Raw genomic sequence first — 554 nt, forward strand, 5'->3', positions numbered from 1 at the left:
CCATCCAGGACCTCCAGAACCGGGTCGCAGGATTGGAAAATCGCGTGAGTCCATGAATCTAACAGCTAATAGCGAACTGTCGTAGCGAAATACAACCCCAAAAGAGGACGATAAGATGAAACTCGAAATCGAGATACCGGATAAGTACGCAGCAAAGTTGGACGATATCGAGGCCGTAGAACCCACGATTCGGGACCAAATCGAGATTGAGGTGCTGCAACAGGCGTTACGACTCATCAACGATACACACAGACAACTCCAACAACAAACCCGCAAGAACGGCCGTGTCGAAGCTGAGAGCGACACGACCGATTAATCGCTGGCGCATCCAGTATTCCCGATTGACGGGTTGTTTTACCTAATCCAGACACCTGCCGCAGAGTGACGTTACTGTTTGCACCCCGGTGACATCTACCTTGCCGAGCGCTTCAAAGCGGAGTGGTACGGAGACGCGTGATTGCTCATTGTCTCCCTCCGTGGGTTGGTACGCTCGTTTTGACTAATTGGATATAGCGATATACAATATACACATTGGATTTCGAACAACGCAAATC

1 protein-coding gene is annotated in these 554 nt (G+C 50.0%); it reads left to right on the forward strand.

The features are described from left to right. Positions 1 to 115: 115 nt before the first annotated feature. The gene (locus DVK06_RS17065) at positions 116 to 316 is read left to right on the forward strand and encodes a hypothetical protein (RefSeq protein ID WP_121601133.1); all 201 of its coding nucleotides are present in this window, start codon (positions 116 to 118) and stop codon (positions 314 to 316) included. Positions 317 to 554: the final 238 nt, after the last annotated feature.

Origin of the sequence: Halorubrum sp. Atlit-28R (assembly GCF_003665955.1) — an archaeon.
Classification (GTDB): Archaea; Halobacteriota; Halobacteria; order Halobacteriales; family Haloferacaceae; genus Halorubrum; species Halorubrum tropicale.

Excerpts from the sequence above, each read along its gene's own strand:
- DVK06_RS17065 (WP_121601133.1), top strand. The coding sequence starts at position 116 with ATGAAACTCGAAATCGAGATACCGGATAAGTACGCAGCAAAGTTGGAC.